At 72.1% G+C, this 15,349-nt stretch carries 14 protein-coding genes; 11 read left to right on the top strand and 3 right to left on the bottom strand.

Annotated features, from left to right (window positions below):
• Entirely contained in the window at positions 1–717 is a 717-nt protein-coding gene (gene bioD, locus ACWD3I_RS14260; RefSeq protein ID WP_365405776.1) for a dethiobiotin synthase, read from the top strand.
• Between the two features lie 72 nt (positions 718–789).
• Here the strand turns inward: bioD and ACWD3I_RS14255 are convergent, their stop codons facing one another.
• Entirely contained in the window at positions 790–3,159 is a 2,370-nt protein-coding gene (locus ACWD3I_RS14255; RefSeq protein WP_365405773.1) for a helix-turn-helix transcriptional regulator, read from the bottom strand.
• Positions 3,160–3,274: 115 nt separating this feature from the next.
• On the opposite strand from ACWD3I_RS14255, the gene ACWD3I_RS14250 reads away from it, so the two are divergent.
• Positions 3,275–3,961, top strand: coding sequence for an esterase/lipase family protein (locus ACWD3I_RS14250; RefSeq protein ID WP_365405770.1), 687 nt, complete (start codon positions 3,275–3,277; stop codon positions 3,959–3,961).
• 73 nt (positions 3,962–4,034) lie between these two features.
• On the top strand, positions 4,035–4,718 hold the full coding sequence (locus ACWD3I_RS14245) for a class I SAM-dependent methyltransferase (protein WP_365405767.1): 684 nt from the start codon (positions 4,035–4,037) through the stop codon (positions 4,716–4,718).
• Here ACWD3I_RS14245 and ACWD3I_RS14240 read toward each other — a convergent pair whose 3' ends face one another.
• Both ACWD3I_RS14240 and ACWD3I_RS14235 read right to left on the bottom strand, forming a co-directional pair.
• Positions 4,719–5,093, bottom strand: coding sequence for a fic family toxin-antitoxin system, toxin component (locus ACWD3I_RS14240; RefSeq protein WP_267017840.1), 375 nt, complete (start codon positions 5,091–5,093; stop codon positions 4,719–4,721). It abuts the gene before it with no gap.
• A gap of 4 nt (positions 5,094–5,097) precedes the next feature.
• Positions 5,098–5,337 carry a hypothetical protein gene (locus ACWD3I_RS14235; protein ID WP_046263397.1) on the bottom strand — a complete coding sequence of 80 codons (240 nt, stop codon included), beginning with the start codon at positions 5,335–5,337 and terminating at the stop codon, positions 5,098–5,100.
• 203 nt (positions 5,338–5,540) lie between these two features.
• Here ACWD3I_RS14235 and ACWD3I_RS14230 point away from each other — a divergent pair, with 203 nt between their 5' ends.
• From ACWD3I_RS14230 to purB, 8 genes are all read left to right on the top strand, one after another.
• Positions 5,541–6,383 carry an ABC transporter ATP-binding protein gene (locus tag ACWD3I_RS14230; protein ID WP_365405763.1) on the top strand — a complete coding sequence of 281 codons (843 nt, stop codon included), beginning with the start codon at positions 5,541–5,543 and terminating at the stop codon, positions 6,381–6,383.
• Between the two features lie 4 nt (positions 6,384–6,387).
• Positions 6,388–8,955 carry an ABC transporter permease gene (locus tag ACWD3I_RS14225; protein WP_365405760.1) on the top strand — a complete coding sequence of 856 codons (2,568 nt, stop codon included), beginning with the start codon at positions 6,388–6,390 and terminating at the stop codon, positions 8,953–8,955.
• 76 nt (positions 8,956–9,031) lie between these two features.
• Positions 9,032–9,889, top strand: a complete 858-nt coding sequence (locus tag ACWD3I_RS14220) for an LLM class F420-dependent oxidoreductase (protein WP_365405757.1) — start codon at positions 9,032–9,034, stop codon at positions 9,887–9,889.
• 58 nt (positions 9,890–9,947) lie between these two features.
• The gene (locus ACWD3I_RS14215; RefSeq protein ID WP_365405755.1) at positions 9,948–10,373 is read left to right on the top strand and encodes a GNAT family N-acetyltransferase; all 426 of its coding nucleotides are present in this window, start codon (positions 9,948–9,950) and stop codon (positions 10,371–10,373) included.
• 196 nt (positions 10,374–10,569) lie between these two features.
• Positions 10,570–11,913, top strand: a complete 1,344-nt coding sequence (locus ACWD3I_RS14210; protein WP_365405752.1) for a hemolysin family protein — start codon at positions 10,570–10,572, stop codon at positions 11,911–11,913.
• Positions 11,910–12,923, top strand: a complete 1,014-nt coding sequence (locus tag ACWD3I_RS14205; protein WP_365405749.1) for a hemolysin family protein — start codon at positions 11,910–11,912, stop codon at positions 12,921–12,923. The genes ACWD3I_RS14210 and ACWD3I_RS14205 overlap by 4 nt, the downstream gene beginning before the upstream one ends.
• Before the next feature lie 105 nt (positions 12,924–13,028).
• Entirely contained in the window at positions 13,029–13,811 is a 783-nt protein-coding gene (locus ACWD3I_RS14200) for an SGNH/GDSL hydrolase family protein (RefSeq protein ID WP_365405746.1), read from the top strand.
• Between the two features lie 83 nt (positions 13,812–13,894).
• Complete coding sequence (gene purB, locus ACWD3I_RS14195) at positions 13,895–15,337, top strand: adenylosuccinate lyase (RefSeq protein ID WP_365405743.1); 1,443 nt, start codon at positions 13,895–13,897, stop codon at positions 15,335–15,337.
• Positions 15,338–15,349: the final 12 nt, after the last annotated feature.

The following is a 15,349-nucleotide window of genomic DNA, read 5'->3' as shown; positions in this document are numbered from 1 at the left end:
ATGTCGGTACTGGTGATCACGGGGACGGGCACGGAGGTCGGCAAGACCGTCGCCACCGCCGCGATCGCTGCCGCCGCGGTGGCGACAGGGCGGTCCGTGGCGGTGCTCAAGGCGGCCCAGACCGGCGTACGGCCGGACGAGCCCGGGGACGCGCAGGAGGTCGCGCGGCTGGCCGGGCCGGTGACGACCGCCGAAGTCGCCCGCTACCCGGAGCCGTTGGCCCCCGCGACGGCGGCCCGGCGGGCCGGGCTCGCGCCGGTCCACCCGCGGGAGGTCGCCGAGGCCGTCGCCAAGCTGGCCACCGAGCACGACCTGGTGCTGGTCGAGGGCGCCGGCGGACTGCTCGTACGGTTCGACGAGGAGGGCGGCACCCTGGCGGACGCGGCGGAACTGCTGCGGGCGCCGGTGCTGGTGGTGGCGTCGGCGGGCCTGGGCACGCTGAACACGACGGAGCTGACGGCGCGTGAACTCCGCGCCCGGCACCTGGACTTCCTCGGTGTCGTGATCGGCAGCTGGCCCGACTCCCCGGATCTGGCGTCGCGTTGCAACGTGGCGGATCTGCCGGAGGTGTCGGGAGCGCCGCTGCTCGGGGCGCTGCCCGTGGGCGCGGGGTCGCTGGCCCCCGCCGACTTCCGTGCGGCGGCGCCGAGTTGGCTGGCGCCGCGGCTGGACGGGGTGTGGGACGCGAAGGTGTTCCGGGAGCGGGCGGCCGACTGACCGGATGCAGTCGGCGTCAGCGGGGTCCGGATCTCTGCGTCGACTCCCGCATGGCCGCCGTTGCCTCCGTCGTCACCTCCCCTCCCCTTCGCCCAGCAACCGCACCAGCTCGATCCGCGACCGGATCCCCAAGCGCGTGAACACACCCCGCAGATGATGGTCGATGGTGCGCGGGCTCAGGGCGAGGCGGGTGGCGATCTCGCGGTTGGTGGCACCCTCGGCGGCCATGCGGGCGACCATGAGCTGCTGGGCCGTGAGGCGGACGGTGGGGTCGTCGGGGGCGCCCGGCGCGGGGGTCGCGGGGGCGCCGAGGGCGCGGAGTTCGGTGCGGGCCTGGGCGGCGCAGTGCGGGGAGCCGAAGTGCTCGAAGGCCTCCAGGGCGCTGTGCAGGCGGTCGCGGGCCTCCGTGCGGTGGCGCAGTCGGCGCAGTGCGCTGCCGAACAGCAGCTCGGTGCGGGCGCGTTCGAAGTCCCGGGTGCCGCGGGCGTGGAGGTCGAGTGCGGTGCGGTAGTGCTCGATCGCCTCGGCGCCGGGTGCGAGCAGGGCGCGGCAGCGGGCGCTGAGCGCCAGGTCGTCGGGGCTGCGTACGGCGCTCGCCCAGCGGTGGTAGTCGGCGTGGGCGGCACGGGCGACCCGGGTGTCGTCGGTGCGGACGGCCGCTTCGACGTAGTGCGGGGTGGCCATGTGGCGGATCGCCCGGTGGCCGTGGCCCGGACCGAAGCCGGCGAGGGCGCGCAGCCGTGCCGCCGCGGCGGCGAACCGGCCACTGCTGAGGTCGAGGTAGGCGAGCGCCCACTGGGCGAGGGCGGCGGGCAGGCCGAGGCCGTGGGAGCGGGCGTACGACCGTGCGGTGGCGGCGCGTTCGCGGCAGACCTCGGCGTCGCCGGTCAGCGCCGCGAACATGGCGAGGGCGGCCTGCAGATGGCAGGCGCCGTTGTCCTGGCCGGTGGCGTACGCCTGCCAGAGGGCGTCCGTCGCGGCGGCCTCTCCGGCGCGCGGGCGTCCGGTCCAGAAGTCGGCGTAGGCGCGGAACTCCATGGCCTGCGCCACGACGACCGTCGCGCCTCGGATCCGGGCCGAGGCGGCCGCGCGGACAGTCGCGGCGGCGGCGAGGGTGTGGTCGCCGAGCAGGAGTGCGGCGATGCCGGCGTGGACGAGGAGGGTGGGGTCGCCGCCGGGCCCGCACCGTCCGGCCACCGCCGCGAGAAGGTCCCGCGCGTCCTCGTACCGCCCCTCGAACGCCGCCGCGAGCCCGCCGAGCGTGCCCGGCGGCACGATCCCCAACCGCCGGGCGACCAGGGCCGCTTCCCGACATCGACGCAGGTCACCGGTGTAGATGGCGGCCTCGGTGGCGCGGGCGAGGAGATGGAGGGCGGGGTCGGGGACGTCGAGGGTCGCGATGCGGGGGCGCGGCGCGGGCGAGGGGGTCGAGGGACCGGCGGACGGCGAGGCCGGGACGTGCGGCCGGCTCGGTGTCCGCACGGGCATCGGGTACGGCTCCGCGCGAGTGACATGCCCCGGGCCTCGGAGGAGGGTCTCCGCGGCCCCGGGCTCTCCGCCGACCCCGTCCTCTTCCGCCACCACGGCCGTCAGCAGCGCGTCGAACGCCTCCGCCGCGTTGCCGGCCCGCAGCGCGAGCACCCCGGTGAGCGCGTCGCCGTCGGCCGGTGCGGCCAGCCGGCGGGCCCGGTCCCCGTCCCCGGCCTGCCAGGCGTACGCCGCCGCGCGGGCCAGCAGAAGGGTCTGTTCGGGTCGGTCGGGGCTCAGCGCGGCGGCGCGTTCGGCGAGGGCGCGGGCCTGCTGGAGGCGGCCCGCGTCGCGGGACCTGGTCGCGGCCGCTCCCAGTTCCGCCGCCAGCCGGGTGCTCGGACCGAGTGCTCCCGCGCCGCGGTGCCAGGACCGCAGAGACGTTTCACCACCGGTGCGCAGGACGCGGGCCAGCAGCCGGTGGACATCGCGGCGGTCCGCCGGGGATCCCGACTCGTACGCGGCGATCCTCGTCCATGTGTCGCGGAAGACGACCCCGGTCGCCGAGGCGTGCGCGATCCCGGCCGCCTCGGCGGCCTCCAGGGGCCGGGTGTCGAGCCGGGCGGCGGCGACGGCCCGCAGGAAGGCGTGGGTGGCGACGGGGTACTGGTCGGCCGCGGCCAGGAGCAGCAACAGCCGGGTGTCGTCCGGCAGCTTCCTGATCTGCGCACGGTGTGCGCGCAGCAACGCCGGCGCCAGTTCCGCCGGTTCCGCCGGCAGCGGGTCCAGGCCCGCCGACTGACGTGCGCCGAGCAGCCGTACGGCTTCGGCGGCCGCGCGCGGATCGCCGTGCACCGCATGCAGCAGCCGCACCCGGACGCCCTCCGGGAGCCCGGCGGCCAGGTCCTGCCACGCCTCCGCGAGCTGCGGTGACGAAGTGCCCTCGAGGGGCGGTGGGGTTACAGGAGTCAGCACACCTTTGACGTTACTGGCGAGTTAATTGACACGTAAAGACCGGCGAGTTCGCCGATGCGGCGCGCGTAGACCCCGCCTGACACTCCTGGCAACCCCACCCGTTTCAGGAGGCATCATGCAGCGCTCCCAGCGTCGCATTTCAGCGGCCGTATCGGCCGTCGTCTCATCGCTCCTTCTGGCGCTCCCCCTCTCCGCGGCCCCCGCTCACGCCGCGACCCACAATCCGATCGTCTTCGTCCACGGCTTGAGCAGTTCCGCGAGCAGTTGGGACGACTGGATCGCCGACTTCAAGGCCGACGGCTACTCCTCCTCCGAGCTGTTCGCGTGGTCGTACGACTGGACACAGTCGAACGTCACCACCGCCCAGCAGCTGTCCACCAAGATCCAGAGCGTGCTCTCCCAGACCGGCGCCTCGAAGGTCGACCTGGTCGTCCACTCCATGGGCGCGCTCAACTCCCGCTACTACCTCAAGAACCTCGGCGGGACGTCGTACGTGGACGACTTCGTGTCGACCGCGGGAGTCAACCACGGCACGACGACCGCCTCCTGGTGCTCGTGGCTGTACACATCGTGTGCCCAGATGTACACGGGCAGTTCGTTCCTGACCTCGCTCAACTCCGGTGACGAGACTCCGGGCAGCGTCTCGTACGCCAGCTACTGGTCGAACTGCGACGACGCGCTCACCCCGGACACCACCGCGATCCTGAGCGGTGCGACCAACGTCGAGGTCGGGTGCGTCTCGCACACCGACATGAACAACGACTACGGCGTGTACGAGCAGGTGCGCAACTTCGTCGCGTAGCGCGCGAGCGAGGGTGCGCGGGGCGCATCCGGGGGACAATCGAGGTGGACCCCGTCCCGTCCGGGAGGTCGTCATGCCGCTACGGTCCGCCGGTTCCGGCAAGCTGCCGCGCGATCCCGTGCACCACCCGCTCTTCGCCCGCTGTTACGCCCGTGTCAGCGTCGCCGCCGAGACCCGCGCCGGCATGGCCGCCGTGCGGGCACGGCTGCTCGCCGGACTGTCCGGGCGGGTCATCGAGATCGGCGCGGGCAACGGGCTGAACTTCGCCCACTATCCGGGCACGGTCTCGGAGGTCGTGGCGATCGAACCCGAACGCACGCTGCGCAGGTTGGCGGTGGACGCCGCCCTGCGCTCCGGGGTGCCCGTCGACGTCGTACCGGGCGCGGCGGAAGCCCTGCCGGTCAAGAGCGAGGCCTTCGACGCCGTCGTGGTCTCGCTGGTGCTGTGCAGCGTGCGGGACCTGCCACGGGCCCTGGCGGAGATACGGCGGGTGCTGCGGCCCGGCGGTGTCGTGCGGTTCTTCGAGCACGGCCGGGGCGGCGGGCAGGCGATGCGTCTCACCCAGCGCGCCCTGGACCGGACCGTGTGGCCGCCCCTGAGCGGGGGCTGCCACCTGTCCCGCGATCCGATCGCGGCCCTGCGGGAGGCCGGCTTCGAACTCGGCCCCTACCGGCAGGTGTCGATGCCGGAGAAGGGGCCGAAGCTGCCCTCCTCCTACTGTGTGCTGGGCACCGCTTGGCGCCCCGCCGAGAGCTGATCACAGACTCCACTGGCGCAGTTCCTGCGCGATGTCGTGCACGGACGCCTCACCGCTCTTGACCAGTCGGGCCAGTTCCCGGACCTGTTCGGGCGAGGTGACGACCTTGAGGCCGCTCGCCACGAGGTAGGCGTAGGCCACGGCGGACGCGAACAGGGCGTTGGAACGCTCCAACGCCGGGACGTGGATCAGGAGTTGGAGCAGGGCGGCGGCCCGGGCGTGCGGGCTGTCGTAGACCGGGACGTCGAAGATCTCGGCCTCGTGGCGCGCGACGGCGGCGACGAGGGCGCCCCAGTCGGTGACCTGGGGGTCTCCCGGGGTCTTCTGGTCGGCGAGCATGAGAAGCCAGGCGAGGTCGATCCTGAGGTGGCTCAACGGTTCAGTGACGACCCTCGCGCGAGCCCTCGCGTTCGCCGCCCAGTTCCTCGGCGAAGACGTTCTCGTACTGCTTCATGAAGTCGGCGGCGGCCTCCACGAAGGTGTGGCCGACCTCCCCGGTGTCCTGCTTGACGAGTTCTTCGATGTAGCGGTTGACGCTCATCCCGCGGGCCAGGGCGCGTTCGCGAGCGGCGCGGGCCGTGCCCTCGTCCACTCGTACGTTCAGCTGGGTCTTCGCCATACCTCGACGCTAGCGCCGGAGTGCTAGCAGCGGCAAGGGCGCGTCCGACGGGGCCCGCCCCTTAAGTGTGCCCCTTACACGGAAATCAGGGACCCGACCTGCGATGGAGAGCGACCGGCACCCCAGGGGGATTTCGGATGTGGGGTGGATCACACTACCCTCGGCCGGGACCGAGGAGTCGGCACGTCCTTGAGGAGGCGGCCTTGTCCACACCTGCTGCGGAGCACGCCCCGGGCCATGCGTCGGCCGACGGGATCGCGGCCCGCGCCCACGGTCTGACCAAGGCGTACGGCTCGGGCGAGACATCGGTGATCGCCCTGGACTCGGTGGACGTGGAGATCGCGCGCGGCCGGTTCACCGCGGTCATGGGTCCGTCGGGGTCCGGGAAGTCCACGCTGATGCACTGCCTGGCCGGGCTGGACACCGTGTCGGCCGGCCAGGTCTGGCTCGGCGACACCGAGATCACGGGGCTGAAGGAACGTGATCTGACGCGGCTGCGCCGGGACCGGATCGGGTTCATGTTCCAGTCGTTCAACCTGATCCCCACCCTGAACGCGGCCGAGAACATCACCCTGCCCATGGACATCGCGGGCAAGAAACCCGACGAGAAGTGGCTGGACCAGGTCATCGACACCCTGGGGCTGCGGGACCGGCTCAAGCACCGGCCCGCCCAGCTCTCCGGCGGCCAGCAGCAGCGCGTGGCGTGTGCCCGGGCGCTGGCCTCCCGGCCCGAGCTGATCTTCGCGGACGAGCCGACCGGCAACCTGGACTCGCGGGCCGGTCTGGAGGTCCTCGGCTTTCTGCGCGAGGCCGTCGACGAACTGGGCCAGACCGTGGTCATGGTCACCCATGACCCGGGCGCCGCCGCCCACTCCGACCTGGTCCTCTTCCTCGGGGACGGACGGATCGTGGACGAGATGGAGCGGCCCACGGCGGAGGCCGTCCTGGAACGCATGAAGCGGTTCGACGTGATCCGCGGGCACCACGAGGAGAGCCCGCCACCGGGGACCGCACCCGCGGACGCCCCTTCCCTCGACAAGGACTGAGGCCGTGCTGAAGGCGACGCTCCGCAGCTTCCTCGCCCACAAGGGACGGCTGCTGCTGTCCGCGCTGGCCGTCGTCCTGTCCGTGGCGTTCGTCGCGGGCAGCCTGATCTTCTCGGACACGCTCAGCCGCACCTTCGACCGGCTCTTCGCCTCGACCGCGCCCGACGTCACGGTCAGCCCGCGCGAGGAACTGGACGAGGCGATCCCCTCCGGCATGACGGCCACCCTGCCCGCCTCGCTCCTGGACCGGGTGTCCCGGATCGACGGGGTCGCCGACGCGCGCCTGGAGGCCGAGGTCCAGAACATCACCGTCGCCGACAGCAAGAACGAGGCGGTCGGCTCGACCACCGGCGCCCCCACCATCGGCACCGACTGGAGCCCGGGTCCGCGCAGTCCTGTCGAGCTCACCTCGGGTCATGCCCCGCACGGCGCGGGCGAGGCCCTGCTCGACTCGGAGTCCGCCGAGCGCAAGGACCTGAAGATCGGTGACACGCTCAGCGTCATCGGACCGCAGGGCACCTTCAAGGTCCGGCTCGTCGGTATCGCCACGTTCACCACCACCAACCCCGGGGCGACCCTGCTCTTCCTGGACACTCCGACCGCGCAGACCAAGCTGCTGGGCGACGCGGACGCGGCCACCGGCATCTCCGTGGACGCGAAGGACGGCGTGAGCGACGCGCAGCTGAAGCAGCGCGTGGCCGCCGCGATCGGCACCGGCGACCACGAGATCCGTACCGCCGACGAGCAGGCCAAGTCCGATGTCGAGTCACTGGGCGGATTCCTCGACGTCATCAAGTACGTCATGCTCGGCTTCGCGGGCATCGCCGTCCTCGTCGGTGTCTTCCTGATCGTCAACACCTTCTCGATGCTGATCGCCCAACGGACCCGGGAACTGGGCCTGTTGCGGGCGCTGGGCGCCGACCGGCGCCAGGTGCGCCGCTCGGTGCTGACCGAGGCGATGCTGCTCGGTGTGGTCGGCTCGACGCTGGGGCTCGCGACCGGCATCGGGCTCGCCGCCGGGCTCATCGCGCTGATGAACACGCTCGGCATGAACATCAAGTCGAGCGAGATGGTGATCGGTTGGGGTACCCCGGTCGCCGCGTACGTCGTGGGCGTGGGCGTCACCTTCGTGGCGGCGTACCTTCCCGCCCGGCGCGCGGCCGGTGTCTCGCCCATGGCCGCGCTGGCGGACGCCGAGATCGCGGGCGTGGGACGGCCGTTGAAGGTGCGCGCCCTGGTGGGCGGCGTCGTCTTCGGGGCCGGCGCGGCAGCCCTGCTGGGCTGCGTCCTCTCGTCGGACACGTCGTCGGCGGCGTCCCTGCTGGGCCTCGGTGTCGTCCTGACACTGATCGGCACCGTGATCGCGGGACCGCTGCTCGTGCGCCCGGTCATCCGTGTCCTCGGCGGGGCGTTCCCCGCGCTGTTCGGCTCGATCGGCAGGATGAGCCAGCGCAACGCCCTGCGCAACCCCCGCCGCACCGGCGCCACCGCGGGCGCCCTGATGGTCGGACTCGCCCTGGTCGGCGGAATGTCCGTCGCCAGCGCCTCCATGACCAAGTCCTTCGACCAGCAGATCGACGACACCCTGGGCGCCGACTTCGTCATCCAGAACAGCAACTTCGTGCCCTTCCCGCAGGAGGTCACCGAAAAGGTCCGCGCCACGGACGGCGTGGGGCTCGTGGTCCGCTCGCAGTTCGCTCCGGTCGCCGTACGGCTGCCGGACGGCGACCGCGTCAAGACGACCGCGGCGGCCTACGACCCGCAGCTCGACGACGTCGCCGACATCAAGTACGCACAGGGCGACACCACGGCGGCGCTCGCCTCCGGAAGCATCGCCATGGACGCGGACTTCGCACGCGACCACGGCGTGCGGATCGGCTCCACGATCCCCGTGGAGTTCCAGAGCCGGAAAACGGCCGAGCTGACCGTGGGCGCCCTCACCGACCAGGAGTCCGCCGAAGGCTTCGGGACGCAGGGCGGCATCTACTTCGGCCTGGACACGCTCCAGCGGTACGCGCCCGGCGGACAGGACTCGGGGCTCTACGTCAACGCGGCCTCCGGCACCGGCTCGGACAAGCTGCGCGCGAACCTGGAGAAGACACTCGACCCGTATCCGCAGGTCCAGGTGCGTGACATCGCCGACTACAAGGACCTGGTCCACGACCAGATCGCCGTCCTGCTCTACCTCGTGTACGCGCTGCTCGGGCTCGCGATCGTGATCGCGGTGCTCGGCGTGGTCAACACCCTCGCCCTGTCGGTGGTGGAGCGCACCCGGGAGATCGGGCTGTTGCGCGCCATCGGGCTCGCCCGGCGTCAGCTGCGCCGGATGATCCGCCTGGAGTCGGTGGTGATCGCCGTGTTCGGCGCGGTCCTCGGGCTGGCGCTCGGCCTGGTGTGGGGGGTATGCGTCCAGCAGGTGCTGGCGTTGCAGGGCATGTCGGCGCTGGCGATCCCCTGGGCCACGATCGTCGCGGTCGTGGTCGGCTCGGCGGTGGTGGGTGTCGTGGCGGCGCTGTTGCCGGCGCTGCGGGCGTCGCGGATGAACGTGCTGGCGGCCATCGCGCACGAGTGAGGAGCGCGGTGGCGGCCGTCGTCGGCGAGTGATGGAATCGGTGTGATCTCAAGTCGCCCGCGCACGAGGAGAGTTCATGCCGCGTCCGTTCCGCTTCGGTGTCAGCTTCATCGATCCCGCGCCCGCCGGCGAGTGGCGGGCCAAGTGCCGCCGGGCCGAGGAGCTCGGGTACGACGTGATCCTGGTCCCCGACCACCTGGGCATGCCCGCCCCGTTCCCGGCGCTGGTCGCGGCGGCCGGGGCGACCGACCGGCCGCGGCTGGGCACCTTCGTGCTCAACGCCGGTTTCTGGAACCCGGCGCTGCTCGCGCGTGAGGTGGCCACGACCGACGCGCTGACGGGCGGGCGCCTCGAACTCGGGCTCGGCACGGGGTACGTACAGGCGGAGCACGACGCGGCTGGGCTGCCCTTCGGCTCGCCGCGCGCGCGTGTGGACCATCTTCAGCGCACCGTCGAGGAGTTGGGGAGGCTGCTGGACTCGGAGGTGCCGCTGATGCTCGGCGGCAACGGCGAGCGGATGCTGGGGCTCGCCGCCGAGCACGCCGACATCGCGGCGTTCACGGGAGCGACCTTGGTACCGGGAAGCACCGAGGGAAAGCTGGTGCCGATGGCCAACGCGGACTTCGCGGCACGTCTCGCCCGGTACAAGGAGCTGGCGGCCGACCGCAAGGAACCGGCCGAGCTGAACCTCCTCGTCCAGATGGTGGCCGTCACCGACGACCGCGCGGCCGCCGTGGCACCGCTCGTGGAACGGGTGCCGGACGCGACCGTGGAGCAGGCGCTGGAGCTGCCCATCCTCCTGGTCGGCACCCTGGACCAGATCACCGCGCAGGTGCTGGCCCAGCGCGAGACGTACGGCTTCACCTACCTGACCGTCCTGGAGCCGTACATGGAGGCGTTCGCTCCGGTCGTCGCGGAGCTGGGCGGCAGGTGACCGTCCGCATGCTGAAATTCGGCGCATACCCGTCCGGCGTGCGTGATGGGATCTCCGTATGACGGAACTGCATATTCGCGCCGCCGCGCCCGCGGACCTCGACGCCGTACTGGCCTTCTGGAAGACCGCCGCCGAGGGCACGAGCATCAGCGACGACCGGGACGGCGTGGAGCGGCTCGTGGCGCGTGACCCCGAGGCGCTGATCCTGGCCGAGCGGGGCGGGGAGCTGGTCGGCACGGTGATCGCGGGCTTCGACGGCTGGCGCTGCCATCTGTACCGGCTGGCGGTGCACCCGGAGCGGCGCCGCCAGGGCATCGGCTCGGCGCTGCTCACGGCCGCGGAGGAGCGGTTCGTACGGCTCGGCGGGCGCCGGGCGGACGCGATGGTGCTGGTGCGCAACGAGACGGGGCAGCATGCGTGGCGGGCCGCCGGGTACGCGCCCGAGGAGAAGTGGCGGCGCTGGGTGAAGCACCTCACCGACTGACCGGGGGGACGCGCCTCACCGCCTGATCGGGGCAGCGCCTCACCGTCCGACCCCCTTTGCCGGTCCTTTAACATTGGGGGACCACTCGGTCCTCCAATGAAAGGTGTGAGCGTCCGCCCATGGGCGAGCCTCCCAGTAGTACGCGAGATCGCGCGATACCCCGCACCCTGTCCGATCATGGGACGGAGGTGACCCGATGACCGAAGTGCTCCTCCTGCTCGTGGCGATCCTGCTCTCGCTGGCCTGCGGTGCCTTCGTCGCCGCCGAGTTCTCGCTGACCACGGTCGAGCGCGGCGCCCTGGAGAGGGCCGCGGAGCGCGGCGAGCGGGGCGCGTCGGGCGCCCTGAAGGCCGTACGCAATCTGACCTTCCAGCTCTCCGGGGCACAGCTCGGCATCACCGTCACCAACCTGGTGGTCGGCATGCTCGCCGAGCCGTCGATCGCCAAGCTGATCGCCGGTCCGCTGGAGTCCCTGGGCATCTCCAGCTCGGCGGCCTCGTCGGTCGCGCTGGTGCTCGGTACGGCTCTGTCGACCGTCGTCCTGATGGTCGTCGGCGAGCTGGTGCCGAAGAACTGGGCGATCTCCTCGCCGCTGGCCGTGGCCAAGCGGGTGGGCAACGCACAGCGCTGGTTCAGCGCGGCGTTCCGGCCCTTCATCACCCACCTCAACAACACGGCGAACCGGATCGTGCGTCTCTTCGGCGTGGAGCCGACGGAGGAGCTGGCCGCCGCGCGCGGGCCGCAGGAGCTGGCCGCCCTGGCCCGGCACTCCGCCAAGGAGGGCGCGCTGGAGGCCGACACCGCCGAACTGTTCGTACGCACCCTGAACCTCGCCGACCTGACCGCGGAGAACGTGATGACGCCGCGCGTGCAGGTCATCGCCCTGGACGCCCAGGCGACCTGCGAGGACGTCGCGAACGCCACGCGCGCGACGGGCCTGTCCCGGTTCCCGGTCTACCGCGGCAACCTCGACTCGGTCGTGGGCACCGCGCACATCAAGGACGTCCTGGCGGTCCCGGCCGAGCGCCGGGCCCGTGTCCCCGTCTCCGAACTGATGCGCGAGCCGCTGCTCGTCCCCGAGTCACTGACCGTGGACCGACTGCTCGACCGGCTGTCCGGCAAGCGCACGATGGCCGTGGTGATCGACGAGTACGGCGGTACGGCCGGGGTGGCCACGCTGGAGGACATCGTCGAGGAGGTCGTCGGCGAGGTCCGTGACGAGCACGACCCGCACGAGACACCCGACCTGGCCGCGGCCGGGACCGACGACGAGGGCCGCGTCCTGTACTCGGCCGACGGCTCGGCACGCATCGACCACCTCGCGCGCGTGGGCCTGAGGGCGCCCGAGGGGCCGTACGAGACCCTTGCCGGCCTCGTGGCGACCGAGCTCGGTCGTATCCCGGTCATCGGCGACACCGCGGAGGTCGTCGGATGGCGGCTGGACGTGGTGGACGCCTCCGGGCGCAGGGCCGCGCGCGTGCTGCTGCACGCTCCGCTCGACGACACGTCCGAATCCTTCGAAGGGGAGGCCGGGAAGTGACCGCGATCCAGTTGCTGATCGGTCTGGCGACCCTCGTCGTCAACGCCTTCTTCGTGGGCGCCGAGTTCGCACTGATCTCCGTACGGCGCTCGCAGATCGAGCCCTATGCCGAGGAGGGCGACCGGCGCGCCAAGAGCGTGCTGTGGGGTCTGGAGCATGTGTCCGCGCTGATGGCGGCGGCGCAGCTCGGCATCACCCTGTGCACGCTGATCCTCGGTGTGGTCGCCGAACCGGCGATCGCGCACCTGCTGGAGCCGGTGTTCCACGCGCTCGGTGTGCCGACGGGCGCCGGACACGCGGTGTCGTTCGTGATCGCGCTCGCCGCGGCGACGTATCTGCACATGCTGCTCGGCGAGATGGTGCCGAAGAACATCGCGCTCGCGGAGCCGGTGCGCAGCGCGCTGGTGCTCGGCCCCCCGCTGGTCACGCTGTCCCGGGCGCTGCGGCCGGTGATCTTCACGATCAACGCCTTCGCCAACACCCTGCTGCGGCTGCTGCGGGTCGAGGTCAAGGACGAGGTCACGGCGACCTTCTCGGACGCCGAGCTGGCCCGGCTGGTCAAGGACTCCGACGAGGCGGGCCTGATCGACGACCGGACCCGGGAGCGGCTGCACGACGCCCTGGAACTGGGCCGCCGACCGGTGCGCGATGTCGTCCTCCCGCTGGAACGGGTCGTCTACGCGCGCGTGGGCGTCACTCCGGAGCAGCTGGAGCGGCTGTCGGCCGAGTCCGGATTCTCCCGTTTCCCGGTGGTGGACGACGGACGGCGCATCCTCGGCTATCTGCATGTGAAGGACGCGCTGGACGCCTCCCCGCGGGATCTGGCGTTCCAGGTCCGGGACATGCGGCCCATCGCGCGCGTGCGGGAGAGCACGCCGCTGGACGACGTCCTGACGGCGATGCGGGGCAGTCGTACGCATGTCGCGGCGGTGCTGGGGGGCGACGGGCGGCTGGCGGGACTGGTGACGATGGAGGACGTGCTGCGGGAGCTGTTCGGACAGCGGGCCTGAGGGCCCGGCCGGGGGTCCGGGCGGGGATCGGGGCGGGGCCCCGCCGGTGGTCCGGGGAGGCCGACCGACCGCCGGGTATGTGAACGGGTTAGCATTTTCTCCGCCATGGAGAAGAACCCCACACACACCAGCCTCGTCGCCCTCGGCGACTCCTTCACCGAGGGCATGTCGGACCTGCTCCCGAACGGCTCCTACCGGGGCTGGGCCGATGTCCTGGCCGGCCGGATGGCCGCGGTGACGCCCGGCTTCCGGTACGCCAACCTCGCGGTGCGCGGCAAGCTCATCCAGCAGATCGTCGAGGAGCAGGTCGAGGTGGCCGTGGCCATGCGGCCCGACGTGATCACGCTGGTGGGCGGGCTGAACGACACCCTGCGGCCCAAGTGCGACATGGGGCGGGTACGCGCTCTGCTGACCGAGGCCGTGGAACGGCTCGCCCCGTCCTGCGAGCGGCTCGTGCTGATGCGCAGCCCGGGCCGCCAGGGGCCGGTCCTGGAGCGCTTCCGGCCGCGCATGGAAGAGCTCTTCGAGTGCGTCGACGGGCTGGCCGAGAAGCACGACGCGATCGTCGTCGACCTGTACGGGGCGCCGTCCCTCGGCGATCCGCGCCTGTGGGACGTGGACCGGCTGCACCTCACGGCGGAGGGCCACCGCCGCGTCGCCGAGGCGGTCTGGCAGACACTGGGCTACGACCCCGACGACACCGAGTGGCGTACGCCGATGCCGGCCACGCTGCCGCCGGGCTGGGCCGCGCGACGGGTCGCGGACGCCCGGTTCGCCCGGCAGTACCTGCTCCCCTGGATCGGCCGGCGTCTCACGGGCCGCTCCTCGGGCGACGGCCTGCCGGCGAAGCGGCCCGACCTGCTGCCCTACGAGGGGCCGGCGGCATAACTCGACGTGACGCAGGTCTCGTAGCTTCCGCCGAAGGTATCCGTGGCGCTGGCCTGCACGAATCGCCAGTAGAATCCGTACACGTGACTTCCGCTCCCGCCAAGCCCCGCATCCCGAACGTCCTCGCCGGACGCTACGCCTCCGCCGAGCTCGCCACGCTCTGGTCGCCCGAGCAGAAGGTGAAGCTGGAGCGGCAGCTCTGGCTCGCCGTGTTGCGGGCCCAGAAGGACCTCGGCATCGAGGTGCCGGACGCGGCGATCGCCGACTACGAGCGTGTCCTGGACACCGTCGACCTGGCCTCCATCGCCGAGCGCGAGAAGGTCACGCGGCACGACGTGAAGGCGCGGATCGAGGAGTTCAACGACCTCGCCGGGCACGAGCACGTCCACAAGGGCATGACCTCGCGCGACCTCACCGAGAACGTCGAGCAGCTCCAGATCCGGCTCTCGCTGGAGCTGATGCGCGACCGTACGGTGGCCGTCCTGGCCCGCCTGGCCAAGCTGGCCGGCGAGTACGGCGAGCTGGTCATGGCCGGCCGCTCGCACAACGTCGCCGCGCAGGCCACGACCCTCGGCAAGCGTTTCGCGACCGCCGCCGACGAACTGCTCGTCGCCCACGGCCGGGTCGAGGAGCTGCTCGGCCGCTACCCGCTGCGCGGGATCAAGGGCCCGGTCGGCACCGCGCAGGACATGCTCGACCTGCTCGGCGGCGACGCGGCGAAGCTGGCGGACCTGGAGCAGCGGATCGCCCGGCACCTGGGCTTCTCTCAGGCGTTCACCTCGGTCGGCCAGGTCTACCCGCGCTCGCTGGACTACGAGGTCGTGACCGCGCTGGTGCAGCTGGCGGCGGCGCCGTCCTCGCTGGCCAAGACGGTCCGGCTGATGGCCGGGCACGAGCTGGTGACCGAGGGCTTCAAGCCGGGCCAGGTCGGCTCCTCCGCGATGCCGCACAAGATGAACACCCGGTCCTGCGAGCGCGTCAACGGCCTCATGGTCATCCTGCGCGGCTACGCGTCCATGACCGGCGAACTGGCGGGCGACCAGTGGAACGAGGGCGACGTGTCCTGCTCGGTGGTGCGCCGGGTCGCGCTGCCGGACGCGTTCTTCGCGCTCGACGGTCTGCTGGAGACGTTCCTGACGGTCCTCGACGAGTTCGGCGCCTTCCCGGCGGTCGTCGCCCGCGAGCTGGACCGCTACCTGCCGTTCCTCGCCACCACCAAGGTGCTCATGGGCGCGGTGCGTGCCGGCGTCGGCCGTGAGGTCGCGCACGAGGCGATCAAGGAGAACGCCGTCGCCTCCGCGCTCGCGATGCGCGAGCAGGGCGCCGAGCGCAACGAGCTCCTCGACAAGCTGGCCGCGGACGAGCGCATCCCGCTCGACCGGGCGCAGCTGGACGCGCTGATGGCGGACAAGCTTTCCTTCACGGGCGCCGCGGCCGACCAGGTCGGTGTGGTCGTCGGCCGGATCGAGGAGATCGTGAAGCAGCACCCGGAGGCCGCCGGATACACGCCCGGCGCGATCCTCTGATCCGCCGCACGG

The organism is Streptomyces sp. NPDC002817 (assembly GCF_053592055.1).
The sequence above is the reverse complement of the archived record's forward strand: the minus strand, read 5'-3'. Positions and strand labels throughout refer to the sequence as shown.

What these genes read in the sequence shown, in the direction of transcription:
- ACWD3I_RS14235 (WP_046263397.1), bottom strand. Translation starts at nt 5,337, where the DNA reads ATGGCGAAGACCCAGCTGAACGTACGAGTGGACGAGGGCACGGCCCGC.
- bioD (WP_365405776.1), top strand. Translation starts at nt 1, where the DNA reads ATGTCGGTACTGGTGATCACGGGGACGGGCACGGAGGTCGGCAAGACC.
- ACWD3I_RS14210 (WP_365405752.1), top strand. Translation starts at nt 10,570, where the DNA reads ATGACCGAAGTGCTCCTCCTGCTCGTGGCGATCCTGCTCTCGCTGGCC.
- ACWD3I_RS14215 (WP_365405755.1), top strand. Translation starts at nt 9,948, where the DNA reads ATGACGGAACTGCATATTCGCGCCGCCGCGCCCGCGGACCTCGACGCC.
- ACWD3I_RS14245 (WP_365405767.1), top strand. Translation starts at nt 4,035, where the DNA reads ATGCCGCTACGGTCCGCCGGTTCCGGCAAGCTGCCGCGCGATCCCGTG.
- ACWD3I_RS14220 (WP_365405757.1), top strand. Translation starts at nt 9,032, where the DNA reads ATGCCGCGTCCGTTCCGCTTCGGTGTCAGCTTCATCGATCCCGCGCCC.
- ACWD3I_RS14200 (WP_365405746.1), top strand. Translation starts at nt 13,029, where the DNA reads ATGGAGAAGAACCCCACACACACCAGCCTCGTCGCCCTCGGCGACTCC.
- ACWD3I_RS14250 (WP_365405770.1), top strand. Translation starts at nt 3,275, where the DNA reads ATGCAGCGCTCCCAGCGTCGCATTTCAGCGGCCGTATCGGCCGTCGTC.